We start from the raw sequence: 14,741 nt of genomic DNA, 5'->3' as shown, positions 1-14,741 counted from the left end.
TCATTCGCGCGGGTAGCGCCGTCTTGCCTCGTCAGCAAAGGCCTGTTCGCTTTGCAGCCTGTCGCCCGCCAGCCAAACCTCGCTGACTTCCCCTTTGTCGCTGCGAACGAGCCTCGCCGGCTCGCCAAAATTGCCGAATCCGCCGGCCTTTGTAATTGTGGCGGCGCCGGCGCCGCAGGACGTCAGCTCGCTGACGTCGGCGAATGGATTTAACTGCGCCGGAAGCGCGACCAGCACTTTGTCGCCCATCGGCACAAGATCCCGCGCGCCCCAAAGGCTCCACCACCGCCCGACCCAATGCGCGAGATCGTCCCGCGGCGCACCGTTCTGCGCATAGGCTTGCAGAATATGGACGGCGCCCTCGAACAGCAGCGCCGCTGCGCCGTCGCCCGCATTCGTCAGCACGGAAATACAAAGGTCTTGCGTTGGCGTCACAGCGGTGTGGGTGGAAAAGCCCTGAAAGCTGCCGGAGTGGCCGTACCAGGGCCAATCCCCGATATCGCCGTGAATGAGGCCGAGCCCATAGTGCCGCTCCGCGCTCGTGTCGGGAACGCGCCAATGGCGCCGCGTCATCTCGCGGCGGCTCGCGACGCTGAGGATGCTTTGGTCTGCGTCCGGATTGAGCTGGCCGTAGAATAGCGCAAGGTTTTTGGCCGAGCTGACGAAGCCGGTCGCGGCCGCCAACGCATTGGTCGGGTTGTCGCCCGGTATGACGAGGCGCTCGCCGAACAACAGTTTTGCGCTGTGTCCTTGACTGAGTGTGACGCCGGCGCCATCGCCTGTATCGGGGTAGGTTTCCGTCAGGCCGGCGGCCGCGACCACCTCGCGCGCGATCCAGTCATTGTAGGATTCGCCCGTTGCGGCGGCGATCACAAGCCCGAGCAGGCCATAACCATGATTGGAATATTTGAAGCGGAGATTGGGCTCGAGAATGGGCGGCTCGGCGAGGGCCTCCAGCAATTCCGCCTCGCTGAGAAACGGCCGACGATCGACCCACTGACCGCCGTCGCGCCCGTCGCGAATAACGCCCGCCGAATGGCTGAGAAGCTGCGCGAGGCTTGCCCTGGCGATCTGCGGATCGAGCCCTTCGACATAGCGGCCGACGGCGTCGTCGAGGCGGAGCCGGCCCGTATCGACCAATTTGAGGATTCCTGCGGCAGTGAAAGTCTTCGAATGGGACGCGACGCGGAAATTATGGCCCGGCGTCAGGGCGGCGCCGGCAGCGCGATCGGCGATTCCAAAGGCGCAGTCGAGCGCCAGTTTGCCGCCGGCCGTGACCGCGACGGCTATGCCCGGCAAGTCCTGCTGACGCAGCTGAAACGCGATCCAGCGGGGAATATAGTCCAGCGCCGCGGCCAACCATTTTTTCATAGGCAGATTCCGTGTGTGGGAACAAGGACGGCTGCCGGTTTATCACGGTTGGCTTTTGTGGGCTCGCGCCGCTCAGGGCTTATGCGCCTCGCGCCACTTTCGGACCGCGGCCAGCGCCGTCGAGATATGGTTCTCCGCGCCCGAATCCGCATAGGCGGACAGGATTTTTCCAGCCGGCGAGATCACATAGGAGATGCGATGCGCATAGGCTGGCCCGGCGATCGGCAGGGTAAAGGCCGCGTCATAGGCCTTAATCACCGAAAACTCGGGATCGGCGCCGACCGGAAATTTGTCGCGGCATTCCTTGCTCGAAAACTCCTGTTGCGTCACGATGTTGTCGCTGGAGACGCCGATGACGCTGGCGCCTGCGGCGGCAAAATCCTCGATGCTTTCGGCAAATTCATGCGCCTCCAGCGTGCAGACGCTGGTGAAGGATTTCGGGTAGAAATAAAGAACCACGGGCCCTTTTTTCAGGGCTTCGGCGAGCGAGAATTTGAACGGTTTGCCGCCCTGCGCCGCCTCAAGCGAAAAATCGGGCGCGGCGTCGCCTGGCTTAAGCGCCGCCATCGCGCCGGTTGAGAAAAGCCCAAGGCAAAAGGAAAGAAACAAGGTCAAGCGCTTCAAGGGAGTCGTCCTTTGTCTCAAGAGGGCCGCAGGAGGGCGGAGCCGCTTGGCCCCTGCCTTTGCGTTCTATAGATAGGACGCGACCAGCTTGGATCAAAGCTTTGGCTATCTTTTGAACCGCCGCCGCAGGGCGCGAGACTTCAGCCGCAGGTTCAAATTCGCGCCTCGCCGCGCGCGTTCCGCCGGATAACCTGCGGCGGCTGGCCGAAGGCGCGCAAAAACGCGCGGCGCATGTGATCGCGATCGGAAAATCCGGTATCCCGCGCGATGCTGTCGATCGGACGCGTTCTTTGCTCCATCATCATTCGCGCCTCCTCGATGCGGAGATGCTCGACGGCCTTCGCTGGCGATTGCCCGGTTTCGGCATGAAAGGCGCGGCTGAACTGGCGCGGGCTGAGGTGCGCCGCCTCGGCCAATTGCTCAACCGTCAATCTCGAATGCAGATTGCGCTTGGCGTAAGCCAGCGCGCTCTGGATGCGATCGGATTTCGGTTCAAGCTCGAGCAGCGCCGAGAATTGCGATTGGCCGCCCGCGCGGCGATGGTAGACGACGAGTTTGCGAGCGACCGAGCGTGCGATCTCAAGCCCCAGATCTTCTTCAATCAGGGCGAGGGCGAGATCGATCCCTGCCGTCATCCCGGCGGAGGTGTAGATCGGGCCGTCGATGACAAAGATGCGATCTTCATCCACTTTCACTTTGGGAAATAACGCCTGCAAATGCCGCGCGTGAAACCAGTGCGTCGTCGCGCGCCGTCCGTCGAGCAGTCCGGCTTCCGCCAGAACGAACGCGCCCGTGCAGATTGACGCGGTGCGCCGGCGCCGCTGCGGCGTTTCCCGCAAGAAGGCCGTGAGCCCAGGGCTTGGCGGCGCAATCTCGGTCCCCCCGCCGATGATGAGCGTGTCGTAGTCCGCCGCATCGAACGCTTCGGTCTCGATTCGCATGCCGACCGAACTTTGGACCAGCCCGCCGCTCTCCGAAAGCAGCCGCACGTCATAGACGGGCTTTTCAGCCAGCATGTTCGCAAGATCGAACACCGAGATGACAGCAAGGCCCATCATAGAATAGCCGGGGAAAATGGTGAAGCCGACGCGCTGCATGGAGGGCTCGTTGTGTCCTAAAGAGACGTCTATATGACATTTGAGACGCGAGCCGGCAAGCGTAAACGTCTCCTCATGCAAGGCCGATCATCGGCCGGCTGAGGGAACGAACATGACCAATAATGAACAAAAGGGCGTCGCGCTGATCACTGGCGGCTCCGCGGGCATTGGCGCCGTCTATGCAGACCGGCTGGCGAGGCGCGGCTATGACCTCATTCTGGTCGCGCGCAGCCAGACGCGGCTCGACGCGCTGGCCGAGCGGTTGCGGGACGAAACAGGGCGGTCCATCGAGACGCTGGCGGCGAGCCTCAGCGATCGCGACGATCTCGCCCGTGTTGAAGCAAGACTTCGCGAGGAGCCCCGCCTGACGCTGCTGGTCAACAATGCCGGGAACGGCGCTGTGACGCCTCTATTGCAATCCGACGTCGATAAAATGGAGGAGATGATCACCCTGAACGTCACCGCGCTGACCCGGCTGACCTATGCCGCAGCGCCCGGCTTCGTTGCGCGGGGCTCGGGCGCCATCATCAACATCGCCTCGATCGCGGCGATTGCGCCGGAAATTCTGAACGGCGTCTACGGCGCGACCAAGGCCTTTGTCCTGACGCTTAGTCTTTCGCTTCAGCATGAACTGACCGCGAAAGGAGTCCGCGTCCAGGCCGTGCTGCCAGGCGCAACGGCGACGGAGTTTTGGGAGATCGCGGGTCTCCCGCACCAGAACTTGCCCGAGGGGATGGTGATGACGGCGGAAGACATGGTTGACGCCGCGCTGGTTGGCTTTGACCAGGGCGAACGGGTCACCATCCCGGCCCTGCCCGACGTAGCAGACTGGGAGACATTCGAGGCCGCTCGCCGCGCGATGTCGACCAAGTTGTCGCGCACGACTCCGGCCGATCGGTACCGCTTAGCCGAAGCCCTTCCAGGCTGAGGCGCGGGCCGCGCTTTACCCTCCGTGCGCCGTCGGCTCCTCGCGCACGCTCATCTCATTGCCGCGCCAGGTGAAATTGTCGACGAACCAGGCGTCGACATACATGATCGGCAACATGAGATCGCGCAGGATGAGCATCAGCGGCATGCGCCAGGAGAAATGCCAGCCCGCCGTGCGCGCCAAAACCATCTCGGGGATGTGCCAGAGGAGGACCATCAGAACGGCGGCGCCCAGGATGCCGGGCGCGCCGGCGTCAAGGGCGTGCGCGCCATAGGCGGCGACAAGGCAGGGAAGGGCCGCGCCGGCGAAAATTTCCGGCGCATAATGCAGCGGAAAGGTCTTGCGCCGCATCCGCGCCCAGCGCAGCTGCCGCATCCAGACGTCGCTGAGGCTGCGTCGGCCAAGCGGCTGCTCGAACGGCCTGTCGACGAGATCGACGGTCAAGCCCTGCGCCCGCACCAGCTTGGTCGAGGCGGCGTCCTCGGCGATCTCGGCGGCGAGCGCGCGGATGCCGCCGCCCGCCTCGAGCACCTGCCGGCGCCACATCATGTTCTTGCCCTGCGCAAAGCCTCCAGCGACGCCCGCCGCCGCATATTGCCAGCGCGCCTCGAAAGTGTTCAGAAACGCGCATTCGAGTTCGGCCCAGAGGTTTTGAGGTCGCGAGCCGAGCGGCATGGAGCAGACGAGGCCGGTCGTCGGACCAAAACCGGCCAAAAGGCGCTGGATGTAATCTTTCGGCATCATCACATTCGAATCGGCCAGCACGATATAGTCATGCTTGGCGGCGTCCCAGCCGCGCACGCAATTGTTCAGCTTGGGGTTGGCGCTGACCTTTTCGTCGCCGACGATGAGCCGGGCTGGGACCTGCGGATGAGCCGCGATCAGCCGCCGCACCAGCGGCGCGGCCGGGTCAGACCCGCGCGCGACGCAGAAAATGATCTCATAAAGCGGATAATCGAGCGAAAAGCTCGACCCCAAGGTCTCCTCGCAAAAATTGTCGAGGCCGCAGACCGGCCGCACAAGGCTGACGCCGGGCGCTGGCGCCGGCGTCGGCGCGGGGCGCATTTTCAGCCTTGTCCGGACCATCGCGATGCCGATGCTGACGAGATTCAGGAGAATCAGCGTCGCGCAGAAAAAAGCGGCCGCATAAATCGACGTCATGAGCGCGCTCCGGGGCTGGCCTTTCTTGAGGGGCGATGGATAAGAGTCCTAAAATCGTCGAAGGCGCGCCGTAGCGCCTTCCCGCATGGAACAGCTTCCGGAACATTTGCAGGACCTAGATGCCGCATCCCATCGTCCGTTTTGCGCCTTCGCCGACCGGCGCCATTCATATTGGCAACGCGCGAACCGCTTTGTTGAACTTCCTTCATTCGAAAAAACATCATGGCGAATTCATTCTTCGCTTCGATGACACTGACGCCGAAAGATCGAAGGAAGAATACGCGCAGGCGATCGAGGTCGATCTCGCCTGGCTCGGAATCGTCCCGGATCGCGTGTTGCGGCAGTCGCAGCGGATCGCGCTTTACGAGGCCGCCGCCAAAAAATTGCGCGCCGCCGGGCGACTTTATGCCTGCTATGAGACCGCCGAGGAGCTCGAGCGCAAGCGCCGGCGCCAGCAGGCGCGGGGCCAGCCGCCAGTCTATGATCGGGCGGCGCTGGCGCTGAGCGCGGAAGACAGGGCGCGGCTCGAAGCGGAGGGCCGGCGGCCGCATTGGCGCTTCCTGCTCGAGCGCAGGATCGTGCGCTGGGACGATCTGATTCGCGGCGAGAGCCACATCGATTCCGCGTCGCTGTCGGATCCGGTGCTGATTCGCGAGGACGGCACGTTTCTATATACGCTGCCGTCGGTGGTGGATGATCTCGACTGCAAGGTCACGGCCATCATTCGTGGCGAGGATCACGTCACCAATACGGCCGTGCAGATCGAATTGTTCGAGGCGCTGGCGGGAGCGGGGTCCGCGCCCGGCTTCGGGCATCACAATCTGCTGTCGTCGGTCAGCGGCGAAGGGCTCTCGAAGCGGACTGGCGCGCTTTCGATCGGCGGCTTGCGCGACGCGGGCCTCGAATCGCTCGCGGTCGCCGCCGCCGCCGTGCTGATCGGCTCGTCTATCCCGCTGCATCCGGTCGTCTCGCTCGCCGAACTCACCGCAATCCTCGATTTCAGGCAGCTCTCGCGCACGCAGACTCGCTTCGATCCGGCAGAACTCGCCGCTCTGTCAGCCCGCACATTGCATGGACTCGGCTTCGAGGCGGTGCGCGACCGTCTCGGCGCGCATGAGATCGTAGGCTATAAGGCCGAGCCGTTCTGGCTCGCCGTCCGCGGCAATCTGTCGGTTTTTTTGGATGTCGTCGACTGGTGGCGCGTCGTCGAGGGGGAGATCGCGCTGCCCGCCCGGGATTCGTCGGACGAGGCTTTCCTGAAAGAGGCCGCCGCGGCGCTGCCGCCGGAGCCTTTCGACGAGACGACCTGGAGCGTTTGGATCAATGTTCTGAAAGAACGGACGGGGCGAAAGGGCAGGGCGCTGTTCCATCCGCTGCGTCTCGCGCTGACGGGTCAGGAAAACGGGCCGGAGCTCGCGGCGCTGATGCCTCTGATCGGCCGGGTCAGGGCGTCGGCCCGACTATGCGGACGCGCCGCTTGACGCCGTCCGGGCCGACCACCTCGCGATAGGCCTCAGGGCCGCCGGCTCCGGCTGGTCCGGGGCTTTTTCCGGCCGCGGAAGCGGGCGCGTCCGGCGCGCCGGCGCGTGCGCCCGCCTTGGGAGCGGAGAGCTCGGCGGATTTTTCCGGCGTCACCAAAATATCGCCCTTGCGCTGCTGATTGAGCACATTGTCGGCTCCGGCGAGCGCCTCGACCCAGCTCTGCCCCGGGGGCTTGCAGGTACAGGCGGGATCAAAGGTTTTCTCGAATTTCCCGGCGTTGGGCATTTCCGAATAGAGGCCGCCTTCGAGCGAGACGGAGCTTTCGACCTCGCGGTTCGGCGCGCGCGTATAGACCGCGACAGTCGTGTTCGGACAAAGCGCCTGGCAGAGGCTGGTCAATTGCCCTGAATCGGCGCCCCGCGCCGAGACGTTCAACGGGAAGAAGCCGCCGTCGCAGGTACGCACGCAAAGCGCCTGCGAGCCGCCGTGCGGCCGCGATTCTTCCTCATGCGCCTCCTCCGGGACGCCCGGCATCTCCGGCTGTGGCTGAGTCTCCGGCGCGCTCGGGATGCCGAACAGCTGCTCGAAGAAGCCGCGCTGGCGCGGCGGCTGATTGCGGCAATAGGTGTTGAACCGCGCGACCAGTTCCACCCTCGCCGCCGCCCGGTCCGCAGGGCCGCCCTGGGATTGCGCCAGACCGACGGAAGCCTGCAGGTCGCGGATCTGCGCGTTGAGGCCGGGACACCGATTGCCGGCGGCGCCCGAAAAGGCGACGTCGGGCCGGTCGCAGCCGAGCGAGCGCGCAACGCCGATGATCCGATTCAAATTGGCGACCTGCTCGCGCGAGGGACCGGCCCCGCGCGCCGGGCGTCCGCCGCCGCGGTCGATTTCAGCGATCTTGGCCTGCAGCCCGGCGCAATCATATGTCTGCGTCAGCGCATCGGTTGAGCCGAGGGTCAGCGCAAACAGGGTCAGCGCGAAAGTCGCCCTAGCCAGGCTGAGACGCCGCGCAGGCAGCCAGACGTCCTTGAAGCATCGCAAAAAAAAGCCGCGAAACGGGAACCGGTCGGTCATCAAGGGCCTTCAGCGTGTCCTGTCGGCAGGAGCTGGAGAGGAAGACCTGCCGACGAAAGCAGAGCCTCGATTGGGCGTTGTCCTGTCACGGCTTCATGGTGGAAGCGTGGCTTCGGCGCAATCGCGCAGGGCGCTTGTCTATAGGCTTTGAACAGATTTGGCGATGGGACGTTTGTCGAGGCTATCTGGATTGCTCAATGCAGCTCTATTGCCGGCGCAGAGGCAAGCCCGCATATGTCAGCCTTCATCCCGCGGAGACGCCACGCTCATGATTTCGATCCGATCCCGATCTTTCATCCTCGGGGCGCTTGGCGCTTTCGCGCTCGCCGCAGGGAGCGCGCGCGCGGATTCCGGCGATCCGGACCTCATTTTCCGAAAATCAACTGTATTCAAGCTCTTGACCCCGAACGACAAGCTGGCGACCTATGCGATCGACGACCCAGGCGTCGAAGGCGTCGCCTGCTATTATACGATTCCGGAAAAAGGCGGCGTCGCCGGCATGTTCGGGGTCGCCGAGGAGGCGTCCGATGTTTCGCTCGCCTGCCGGCAATATGCCGCGATCAAATTCAAGGACAAGTTCGAACAGGGCGACGTCGTGTTCCGCGAGCGACGGTCGCTGATCTTCAAGCGCATGCAGATCGTGCGTGGCTGCGATGCGAAGCGCAATGTGCTCGTCTATATGGTTTATAGCGACAAGCTTGTCGAAGGCTCGCCAAAGAACTCGACCTCGACGGTGCCGATCCAGCCTTGGGGCGGATCGGGCGACGCGCCGAAATGCGCGGATTTCGTCAAGGGATGAAGGTTTAGCCCGGGGTCTGAATGGCGGCGGGCGCCCGCGCCGAGCGTGCGGGGAAGTTCAGATCTTCTCGCCGCAGGCGACGAAAAACGAGCCCGGCTGGATATCGGCGGGCCGCTCCTCGCCGGGCGGCGCCGAAAAATCTTCCGCGCGGCCGAAAGCCTTGGACGCCTTGAGGCCATTGGCTTGGCACCAGGCGTCCGCGACGACAGCGCCGCAGGCCGACTTCGTCGTCAGGCATTCATCGAAACCATAGCCATCGCTCTCGGGGATGATCAGCACCTGGGCGCTCGCCGATTGCGCCAGCGCAAACACCGCCATCACGCCGCCGAGCGCAAACAGCACCACGCGAAACAATTTTTGGCGCTGGCGTCGGGTGAGCCCAGCGGCAGGCGCTCCGCGTGGAAAAGCCCTGCTGGGGACGGCTCCGGGCGAAGACGAACTCGGCGGGGCGCGCCGGACCGGGGACAGGGTGACTGACGACATGAGGCTCTCGCGCGACCTTGAGAAGTTCTGCAGGAATTGTGTCGAATTCGTTTGAAATTTCCGTTAATCGCCATCGAGTGTCGTCGCTCGCGGAAAAACTTGACGCGGCGGCGCCCTCTCGCGCATAAAACTCCTCCATGACGCAGGCTGCCCGCCTTGAACGGACGTTGATCGCGTCCATTTGTATCCGCTAGCCTTGCCGCTGGCTGGAGCCGTCTTGTCCTCATAAAGAGTTCAACAGCGACGCCTTAGCCGGCCAGCGCATTTCAGCCTCCGGATCAGTTGGTCCAGGGTTGGAACAGGCTCCGAGGCCCGATGTCGGGCCGGCTCGAGGGAATTTTATGTCGCTGCGGTTTCATAATACGCTGACCCGCCAGAAAGAGGTTTTTACGCCGATCGACGCGAACGACGTGCGCGTCTACGCCTGCGGCCCGACGGTCTATGATCATCTGCACATCGGCAACGGGCGGATGCTGATTGTGTTCGATCTCCTGTTCCGTCTGCTGCGGCATGTTTACGGGAAAGACCACGTCCGCTACGTCCGCAACATCACCGACGTCGACGACAAGATCAACGCCCGCGCCGCCGAGCGCGGCGTCGATATCCGCGTTTTGACCGATAAGATGACGGCGATCTTCCATGAGGACGCCGCCGGCCTTGGCTGCCTGCCGCCGACGGTCGAGCCGCGCGCCACCGATCACATGGCGGAAATGGTCGTCATCATCCAGAAACTCATCGACAAGGGCGCGGCCTATGAGGCCGAAGGCCATGTGTTGTTCGACGTGCCGGCGATGCAGGATTATGGCGCGCTGTCGAAACGGCCGCTCGACGATATGATCGCCGGCGCTAGGGTCGAAGTCGCGCCCTACAAGCGCGGGCCGATGGATTTCGTGCTGTGGAAGCCGGCCGCGCCGTCCGAGCCTGGTTGGGAGAGCCCGTGGGGACGCGGAAGGCCCGGCTGGCATATCGAATGCTCGGCGATGAGCTGGCGCCATCTCGGCGAGGTTTTTGATATTCACGGCGGCGGCATCGATCTCGTCTTTCCGCATCATGAGAACGAAATCGCGCAGACGCGCTGCGCCTTTGGCCACAGCGTCATGGCCAATGTCTGGATGCACAACGGCCATCTCCAGGTCGAAGGCGAAAAAATGTCGAAAAGCCTCGGCAATTTCGTGACGATCCATGAGTTGCTGAACAGCGCCAGTTTTGGCGGGCGCAAATGGCCAGGCGCCGTGCTGCGGCTCGCCATGCTGCGCACGCATTACCGCCAGCCGATCGACTTTACGGTGAAGGCGCTGGAAGAAGCCGAACGCACGCTGGGCGAATGGCGCCGCGCCGCCGACGGCGCGCAGCCCGAGGCGCCGGATGAGAGTTTCATCGACGCGCTCTCGGACGATCTCAACACGCCGCGCGCGATCTCCGAACTCCATGCATTGAAGGCGAAGCGTCCCGGCGCGCTGCTTGGCGGGCTCGCCCTGCTCGGTGTCGATCTAACCGATCTCAGCGGGGACGAACGCGCGCTGCCAAAAAGCGCGTTCGAACAGATCATGGCGCTGATCGCCGAGCGCGAGGCGGCGCGGCATAACAAGAATTGGGCGGAGTCAGATCGCCTGCGCGATAAGCTCGCCGCGATGGGCGTGATCCTGAAAGACAACAAGGGCGGCGCGACAAGCTGGGAGCTGAAACCATGAGCGTAAGACCGACCGCGTCCGCGCCCTCGCTGCGGCCCTATCTCGCCGCCGATCTGCCGCTGCTCTATGAGATCAGGCTGTCGGCCATCGAGGAGTTGACCGCCGACGATTACGACGATTCGCAGCGCCGCGCCTGGGCAGAGGCGGCGAGCGATGAGGATGTGCTTGAGAAGATTTTGAAAGGCGGCCTCAGCATCGTCGCCTTGCGCGATGGCGCGGCTGTTGGTTTTGCCGTGCTCACCGGAAATCGGATCGACCAGCTTTATGTGCATCCCGCGGTCGCGCGCACCGGCGTCGCCGATGCGCTGCTGGACGCCATCGAAAAGCTCGCCGCGGCGCGCAAACTGACGGCGCTGGAAGTCGACGCCAGCGACACGGCAAAACCTCTCTTCGACAAGCGCGGCTATGTCGCGCAGCGGCGCAACACGGTCGCCTATGAGGACGCCTGGCTCGGCAACACCCGCATGAAGAAAGCTTTGCCGGCGGGACCGCCGCAATGACGAGGGCTATGACTGGAGAAGTTGCGCCAAAAGAGCGGCTGACCCTGTTCGACACCACCTTGCGCGATGGCGCGCAAACGGCCGGCGTCGATTTTTCGCTGGCCGACAAGCGCCACATCGCCGCGCTGCTCGACGGCCTCGGCGTCGATTATATCGAGGGCGGCTATCCCGGCGCCAATCCAGCCGATACGGCGTTCTTTCAGGATCCGCCGCACTTCGGCCATGCGCGCTTCGCCGCCTTCGGCATGATCAAACGCGCCGGCCGCTCGCTCGACAATGATCCCGGCCTTTCCATGCTGTTGGAGGCCAAGGCCGACGCCATCACTTTCGTCGCCAAGGCGTGGGATTATCATGTGCGCGTCGCGCTCGGCGTGACGCTTGAAGAAAACCTTGCGGCGATCGGCGAGTCGATCGAGGCGGCGAAATCGCGCCAGCGCGAGGTCATTCTCGACTGCGAACATTTCTTCGACGGCTACAAGGCCAACCCCTCTTATGCGCTGTCCGTTGTCGAGACTGCGCTGCAGGCAGGAGCGCGCTGGGTTGTGCTTTGCGACACCAATGGCGGGACGCTGCCGCATGAAGTCGAGCGCATCGTTGCCGAGGTTTGTGCAAGGGCTCCCGGCGACCGGCTCGGCATTCACGCCCACAATGACACCGAGAACGCGGTGGCGAATTCGCTTGCGGCGGTGCGGGCTGGCGCAAGGCAGATCCAGGGGACGCTGAACGGCTTCGGCGAGCGCTGCGGCAACGCCAATCTGACATCCATCATACCAACCTTGTTGCTGAAGCCGGATTTCTCCGAGAACTTTGAAATCGGCGTGCCGATGGAGAGGCTCGCGAGCCTCGCCAAGGTCAGCCATACGCTGGACGAACTTTTAAATCGCGCGCCGAACCGCCAGGCCCCCTATGTCGGCGCCTCCGCTTTCGCGACCAAGGCAGGCATCCACGCCTCAGCCGTGATGAAGGAGCCGAAAACCTACGAGCATGTGCCGCCGGAATCGGTCGGCAACAAGCGCCGCCTGCTTGTATCCGATCAGGCTGGCAAGTCGAACATACTGGCCGAGCTCGAACGCATCGGCGTCAAGCTCGACAAGGACGATCCGAGGCTTGGCCGGCTGCTCGACGAGGTCAAGCAGAAGGAGGCGCTCGGCTACGCCTATGAGGGAGCCGACGCCTCCTTCGAACTTCTGGCGCGGCGCGTTCTTGGCGACATTCGCGATTTTTTCGAGGTCGAGCGGTTTCGCGTCGACGTCGAGCGCCGCCACAATGCGCAGGGCGATCTCGTCACCGTCTCGGAGGCGGTGGTCAAGGTGCGCATCGACGGAGAGACCTCGATCTCGGCCGCGGAGGGCGAGGGGCCGGTCAATGCGCTTGATCTCGCGTTGCGCAAGGATCTCGGACGCTATCAGCGCTACATCGAGGACCTTGAGCTGATCGACTATCGCGTCCGCGTGTTCCAGGGCGGCACCGACGCTGTGACGCGCGTGCTGGTAGAATTCCGCGACGCCTCCGGCGAGACCTGGTCGACGGTCGGCGTCTCCGCCAACATCATAGACGCCTCGTTTCAAGCGCTGACCGACGCCATCACCTACAAGCTATTGAAGGCTGGGGCGTAGAGCGTAGCCGAAAAGCTGCAGACTTTTCGGGCTTACATCATGCACGAAAAATAACGTCTACCGCGTATCGTAGTGAAACCAGATCGAGTGCGGATCGCCGCGCGGCGGCGGTGGGAAGGGCGCGGCGCGGCGCACGGCGTTGAGCGCCGCCGCGTCGAAGTCCGGGCGCCCGCTGGCGCGATAGATCGCCTGATGCGTGAGATTGCCTCTTTCGTCGACATAAAAGGCGACGATGCCGTCAGCCTGCTGATGGCCATTCTGAAGGTCCGCCGGCACATGCATCTGGCGCATGATGAGGCCGTAGAGGATCGAGAGATAGGTGGTCTTGGCAGTGCCGCCGGCGACGGGCGAGGGCTTTGCCGCCGATCCCACCTTGTAGTCGGGAGTCGGCGTCAGCGAGGCGAGCTGGTCGGCGACGCTCTGCTTCTTGGCTTTTGTCGGCGGCGCCTTTGAGACGACGGGCGCCTTTGTTTCGGTGGGCTTTTTCTTGGGCGCAGGCTCGGCCTTGTCGAGCGGCTCGGCGTCGGGCTTGTCGTCGGCGAGTTTCGCCGGCGCTTCCTCGGGCGGCGCGATCACGGTTGCAATAGGGGGCGCCTCCGCTTTTTGCGGCGGGGACGGGGTCTCAGCGGTCTGCTCGGAGGGCGGCGCCTGGCGCTGCGCCTTGGTCTCCGGATTTGGCGCCTCGCGCTCGATCTTTTCCTTGTTCTCCGCGCGCGGCGCGTCATAGGCGACGCGGTCGTCGTCTTCTATTTTTTGCTTCTGCTTTTTTTCCTCGCTTTTAGGGGGCGGCGGAGGAGGCGGCTCGACCTTGGGTTGCGGTACCTCCTGCACGAGCTCGACCGGGATTTCCTCCTCTGCGGCGATCGGCGGCTGCACATTGTTTTCATAAAGGATCGCGGCGAGAATCAGCGCGTGGGCGAAGAGGCAGGCGGTGAGAATGAGCCAGAACCGGCGGCGCGACGTCTCAGCAGCGGGAGTCGGTTCGGCCAGATGATCCTCGGCGCCCGCCGTAAGCGCCGCCTCATCCGACGAAAGCGAGTCATCCTCGCCGCCCGGCGCCGCGCGGGCGCCGGTCAGGATGGCTAAGGCGTCATCGCCGCGAAAGATCTTCTGCAGCATTTTCTCTCACAGCCGCGGATCCACCGTCTCCTTGCGAAGGCCGAGCAAATCGGTTCGCGCCGCGGCGGTCCAGATCATCGGCAGCACGTCTTCGATTTTCTCGGCCACCAGATAGCGGATTTCGAACGAGGATTGAATGAAACGCCGCTCGCGCATATGCGCGAAGAGATCCAGCAGCGGCTGCCAGAATCCGTCGATATCGGCGATCACGACTGGCTTGGTATGGCGCTCCAGCTGCACCCAGGTCAGCTGCTCGACCAGCTCCTCCAGCGTGCCGACGCCGCCGGGGAGCGCGACGAAGGCGTCAGCCCGCTCGAACATCAGCCGCTTGCGCGTGTGCATGTCGGGGACGACGATCGTCTCCTGGATATCGGCGAGGAGGCCTTCCTTCCGGTGCAGGAAATCGGGGATAACGCCCGTGACCTTGCCGCCCGCCTCGATGGCGGCCCGGGCCACAGCGCCCATGAGGCCGTTGTCGCCGCCGCCATAGACGAGTTCGAGGCCGGCCGCGGCGATCGCCCGGCCGAGCGCCGCTGCGCTTGCCTCATAGGCGGGTTCGACTCCCTTGGCCGAGCCGCAATAGACGCAGATCGCGCGGATGCGATCCGGCGCGATGCGGTCGGTATTGGCTCGCTCAGCCGCGTTCAAAGCCTCGATCATGCCTCGTTGTGGCCTGCCGCCCGAAATGAATCAAGCCGCCGCCGCCTCTAAAGGAGCCGCGCCGATGGCCCGATCTTGCAGGGAGCCGGTGCGTTTGCTCAAAACGCGGCCTATATAGGCGGAAGGCCTCATTTGA

14 protein-coding genes are annotated in these 14,741 nt (G+C 64.0%); 6 read left to right on the top strand and 8 right to left on the bottom strand.

From position 1 onward, the window contains the following. The 3 genes from CR492_RS04250 to CR492_RS04240 all read right to left on the bottom strand — a co-directional run bounded on the left by CR492_RS04250 (nt 1) and on the right by CR492_RS04240 (nt 3,092). Nucleotides 1–1,371, bottom strand: a complete 1,371-nt coding sequence (locus tag CR492_RS04250; RefSeq protein WP_102842489.1) for a serine hydrolase domain-containing protein — start codon at nt 1,369–1,371, stop codon at nt 1–3. A gap of 72 nt (nt 1,372–1,443) precedes the next feature. Then, nucleotides 1,444–1,995, bottom strand: a complete 552-nt coding sequence (locus CR492_RS04245) for a peroxiredoxin (RefSeq protein ID WP_102842488.1) — start codon at nt 1,993–1,995, stop codon at nt 1,444–1,446. 152 nt (nt 1,996–2,147) lie between these two features. Beyond that, nucleotides 2,148–3,092 carry a GlxA family transcriptional regulator gene (locus tag CR492_RS04240; RefSeq protein ID WP_102842487.1) on the bottom strand — a complete coding sequence of 315 codons (945 nt, stop codon included), beginning with the start codon at nt 3,090–3,092 and terminating at the stop codon, nt 2,148–2,150. A 112-nt stretch (nt 3,093–3,204) separates the two neighbouring features. Between CR492_RS04240 and CR492_RS04235 the strand changes: the two genes are divergently transcribed. After that, nucleotides 3,205–4,020, top strand: a complete 816-nt coding sequence (locus CR492_RS04235; protein WP_102842486.1) for an SDR family NAD(P)-dependent oxidoreductase — start codon at nt 3,205–3,207, stop codon at nt 4,018–4,020. 15 nt (nt 4,021–4,035) lie between these two features. Here CR492_RS04235 and CR492_RS04230 read toward each other — a convergent pair whose 3' ends face one another. Further along, complete coding sequence (locus CR492_RS04230) at nt 4,036–5,181, bottom strand: ceramide glucosyltransferase (protein ID WP_102842485.1); 1,146 nt, start codon at nt 5,179–5,181, stop codon at nt 4,036–4,038. A 119-nt stretch (nt 5,182–5,300) separates the two neighbouring features. Here CR492_RS04230 and CR492_RS04225 point away from each other — a divergent pair, with 119 nt between their 5' ends. Then, nucleotides 5,301–6,662: a glutamate--tRNA ligase gene (locus tag CR492_RS04225; RefSeq protein WP_102842484.1), complete on the top strand. Its 1,362-nt coding sequence runs from the start codon at nt 5,301–5,303 to the stop codon at nt 6,660–6,662. Here CR492_RS04225 and CR492_RS04220 read toward each other — a convergent pair. After that, the gene (locus CR492_RS04220) at nt 6,625–7,737 is read right to left on the bottom strand and encodes a DUF2865 domain-containing protein (protein WP_102842483.1); all 1,113 of its coding nucleotides are present in this window, start codon (nt 7,735–7,737) and stop codon (nt 6,625–6,627) included. The two genes, CR492_RS04225 and CR492_RS04220, sit on opposite strands and share 38 nt — an antisense overlap. Before the next feature lie 268 nt (nt 7,738–8,005). Here CR492_RS04220 and CR492_RS04215 point away from each other — a divergent pair, with 268 nt between their 5' ends. Then, on the top strand, nt 8,006–8,536 hold the full coding sequence (locus tag CR492_RS04215; RefSeq protein ID WP_102842482.1) for a CreA family protein: 531 nt from the start codon (nt 8,006–8,008) through the stop codon (nt 8,534–8,536). 57 nt (nt 8,537–8,593) lie between these two features. Here the strand turns inward: CR492_RS04215 and CR492_RS04210 are convergent, their stop codons facing one another. Further along, entirely contained in the window at nt 8,594–9,019 is a 426-nt protein-coding gene (locus tag CR492_RS04210) for a hypothetical protein (RefSeq protein ID WP_146030163.1), read from the bottom strand. A 341-nt stretch (nt 9,020–9,360) separates the two neighbouring features. On the opposite strand from CR492_RS04210, the gene cysS reads away from it, so the two are divergent. Genes cysS through cimA form a run of 3 tightly spaced genes read left to right on the top strand, consistent with a single transcriptional unit; the run spans nt 9,361 to nt 12,826 of the window. Continuing rightward, nucleotides 9,361–10,710 (top strand): cysteine--tRNA ligase, encoded by a 1,350-nt coding sequence (cysS, locus tag CR492_RS04205; RefSeq protein ID WP_102842480.1) that lies wholly within the window; start codon nt 9,361–9,363, stop codon nt 10,708–10,710. After that, entirely contained in the window at nt 10,707–11,210 is a 504-nt protein-coding gene (locus CR492_RS04200) for a GNAT family N-acetyltransferase (protein ID WP_102842479.1), read from the top strand. Before cysS ends, CR492_RS04200 begins: the two co-directional genes overlap by 4 nt. Before the next feature lie 8 nt (nt 11,211–11,218). Next, nucleotides 11,219–12,826 carry a citramalate synthase gene (gene cimA, locus CR492_RS04195; RefSeq protein WP_102842478.1) on the top strand — a complete coding sequence of 536 codons (1,608 nt, stop codon included), beginning with the start codon at nt 11,219–11,221 and terminating at the stop codon, nt 12,824–12,826. 57 nt (nt 12,827–12,883) lie between these two features. Here cimA and CR492_RS04190 read toward each other — a convergent pair whose 3' ends face one another. Then, nucleotides 12,884–13,945 (bottom strand): TonB family protein, encoded by a 1,062-nt coding sequence (locus CR492_RS04190; RefSeq protein ID WP_102842477.1) that lies wholly within the window; start codon nt 13,943–13,945, stop codon nt 12,884–12,886. 6 nt (nt 13,946–13,951) lie between these two features. Then, nucleotides 13,952–14,605: a TIGR00730 family Rossman fold protein gene (locus tag CR492_RS04185; RefSeq protein WP_102842476.1), complete on the bottom strand. Its 654-nt coding sequence runs from the start codon at nt 14,603–14,605 to the stop codon at nt 13,952–13,954. Between the last annotated feature and the right edge of the window lie 136 nt (nt 14,606–14,741).

It is taken from the genome of Methylocella silvestris (genome assembly GCF_002891535.1).
GTDB classification, from domain to species: Bacteria; Pseudomonadota; Alphaproteobacteria; order Rhizobiales; family Beijerinckiaceae; genus Methylocapsa; species Methylocapsa silvestris_A.
The sequence above is the reverse complement of the archived record's forward strand: the minus strand, read 5'-3'. Positions and strand labels throughout refer to the sequence as shown.

What these genes read in the sequence shown, in the direction of transcription:
- CR492_RS04220 (WP_102842483.1), bottom strand. Translation starts at nt 7,737, where the DNA reads ATGACCGACCGGTTCCCGTTTCGCGGCTTTTTTTTGCGATGCTTCAAG.
- CR492_RS04215 (WP_102842482.1), top strand. Translation starts at nt 8,006, where the DNA reads ATGATTTCGATCCGATCCCGATCTTTCATCCTCGGGGCGCTTGGCGCT.
- CR492_RS04250 (WP_102842489.1), bottom strand. Translation starts at nt 1,371, where the DNA reads ATGAAAAAATGGTTGGCCGCGGCGCTGGACTATATTCCCCGCTGGATC.
- cysS (WP_102842480.1), top strand. Translation starts at nt 9,361, where the DNA reads ATGTCGCTGCGGTTTCATAATACGCTGACCCGCCAGAAAGAGGTTTTT.
- CR492_RS04225 (WP_102842484.1), top strand. Translation starts at nt 5,301, where the DNA reads ATGCCGCATCCCATCGTCCGTTTTGCGCCTTCGCCGACCGGCGCCATT.
- CR492_RS04185 (WP_102842476.1), bottom strand. Translation starts at nt 14,605, where the DNA reads ATGATCGAGGCTTTGAACGCGGCTGAGCGAGCCAATACCGACCGCATC.
- CR492_RS04190 (WP_102842477.1), bottom strand. Translation starts at nt 13,945, where the DNA reads ATGCTGCAGAAGATCTTTCGCGGCGATGACGCCTTAGCCATCCTGACC.
- CR492_RS04230 (WP_102842485.1), bottom strand. Translation starts at nt 5,181, where the DNA reads ATGACGTCGATTTATGCGGCCGCTTTTTTCTGCGCGACGCTGATTCTC.
- CR492_RS04210 (WP_146030163.1), bottom strand. Translation starts at nt 9,019, where the DNA reads ATGTCGTCAGTCACCCTGTCCCCGGTCCGGCGCGCCCCGCCGAGTTCG.
- CR492_RS04240 (WP_102842487.1), bottom strand. Translation starts at nt 3,092, where the DNA reads ATGCAGCGCGTCGGCTTCACCATTTTCCCCGGCTATTCTATGATGGGC.
- CR492_RS04200 (WP_102842479.1), top strand. Translation starts at nt 10,707, where the DNA reads ATGAGCGTAAGACCGACCGCGTCCGCGCCCTCGCTGCGGCCCTATCTC.
- CR492_RS04235 (WP_102842486.1), top strand. Translation starts at nt 3,205, where the DNA reads ATGACCAATAATGAACAAAAGGGCGTCGCGCTGATCACTGGCGGCTCC.
- cimA (WP_102842478.1), top strand. Translation starts at nt 11,219, where the DNA reads ATGACTGGAGAAGTTGCGCCAAAAGAGCGGCTGACCCTGTTCGACACC.